A 1611-nucleotide genomic window follows, 5' to 3' on the forward strand; every position below is an offset into this window, starting at 1 on the left:
ACAAAAGGTACGCGGTCACCCAGGACGAACCTTGGGCTCCCACTGTTTGTAGGCATCCGGTTTCAGGTACTATTTCACTCCCCTCGTCGGGGTGCTTTTCACCTTTCCCTCACGGTACTTGTTCGCTATCGGTCGCTGAGGAGTACTTAGGCTTGGAGGGTGGTCCCCCCATGTTCAGACAGGATTTCACGTGTCCCGCCCTACTCAAGTCTCTCGCAGATCTACACTCGTACGGGGCTATCACCCTCTCCGGCCCGACTTTCCTGACGGTTCCGATTCAATCTGCAAGAGCACTGGCCTGGTCCGCGTTCGCTCGCCACTACTGACGGAGTCTCGTTGATGTCCTTTCCTCCGGGTACTTAGATGTTTCAGTTCCCCGGGTTCGCCTTGAACCCCTATGTATTCAGGGCTCAATACCTTCACTGACCCCACGTAGTGCCAAACGACGATCGCTCATCGCCTGACAATACGGGAGGTCGAAGGTGGGTTTCCCCATTCGGAAATCCTCGGATCAAAGCTCGTTCGCAGCTCCCCAAGGCTTATCGCAGCGTACCACGTCCTTCATCGCCTCTCAGCGCCAAGGCATCCACCGAATGCCCTTAAATCACTTCATCACTCTCATGATCGATGTCCGCCAGGCCGAAGCCAAAGCGTCATCATCAGAAAGACCATTGGGCCGATCCCTTTCGAGATCGGTCTATCCGGATCGGCAGATCCGGATTGCACTTGCCGAACACAACCAGCGGACGATGCGGTCAAGCCTCGCCTGGTGCGATCACGAAAAGCCTTGCGGCTCCCCATGACCGGCCGGTCATGTTCCCTCTTCACGATGTATAAGATTGCAGGCGGCGCTCAGCGCAGCACCCGCAAACCCTTTGACGGACATTCCAGACGATAATGGTGGAGCCAGACGGGATCGAACCGACGACCTCATGCTTGCAAAGCACGCGCTCTCCCAACTGAGCTATGGCCCCAGTCTTGTTTGAGCCTCGGTCGCCGACCTCGCATCCGCTCGCCACGAAGGCAAAACCTTCGCAAGCCGAAGAGGCGCCGGCGCTGATGCGCCGAACCCCAAATCAAGATGGTGGGCCTGGGACGACTCGAACGTCCGACCTCACCCTTATCAGGGGTGCGCTCTAACCACCTGAGCTACAGGCCCGAAAACTCCGGACCCTGTTGGGCCCGAGCGGGCCCAAGCCCAGGATCGCTAGAATGTCCAAGAAGAAAGAGAAACGAAGACGGCGGCGTCCCGCATAATGGGCTCTGACTGAGCCCTTGATCCTAAGAGGTCCGATAGCTCGTCCGGACACGAGGTCCGGGGTCGCTGAAGAACCATCCTTAGAAAGGAGGTGATCCAGCCGCAGGTTCCCCTACGGCTACCTTGTTACGACTTCACCCCAGTCGCTGAGCCTACCGTGGTCAGCTGCCCCCTTGCGGTTGGCGCACTGCCTTCGGGTAAACCCAACTCCCATGGTGTGACGGGCGGTGTGTACAAGGCCCGGGAACGTATTCACCGTGGCGTGCTGATCCACGATTACTAGCGATTCCGCCTTCATGCACTCGAGTTGCAGAGTGCAATCCGAACTGAGACGGCTTTTTGGGATTAGCTCC

At 57.9% G+C, this 1611-nt stretch carries 2 tRNA genes and 2 rRNA genes (2 of these 4 only partly in view); all 4 read right to left on the bottom strand.

The features are described from left to right. Positions 1-614 (bottom strand): 23S ribosomal RNA (locus ACO2SS_RS28575) (it extends 2189 nt beyond the left edge of the window). Between the two features lie 284 nt (positions 615-898). Beyond that, positions 899-974 (bottom strand) — tRNA-Ala (locus ACO2SS_RS28580). Between the two features lie 108 nt (positions 975-1082). Beyond that, a tRNA-Ile gene (locus ACO2SS_RS28585) sits at positions 1083-1159 on the bottom strand. Between the two features lie 183 nt (positions 1160-1342). Then, a 16S ribosomal RNA gene (locus ACO2SS_RS28590) occupies positions 1343-1611 on the bottom strand (it continues 1315 nt past the right edge of the window). The 16S and 23S rRNA genes sit together here with 2 tRNA genes alongside, the layout of an rRNA operon.

This window comes from Enterovirga sp. CN4-39, assembly GCF_049446235.1.
In the GTDB taxonomy this organism is placed as follows: Bacteria; Pseudomonadota; Alphaproteobacteria; order Rhizobiales; family Beijerinckiaceae; genus Enterovirga.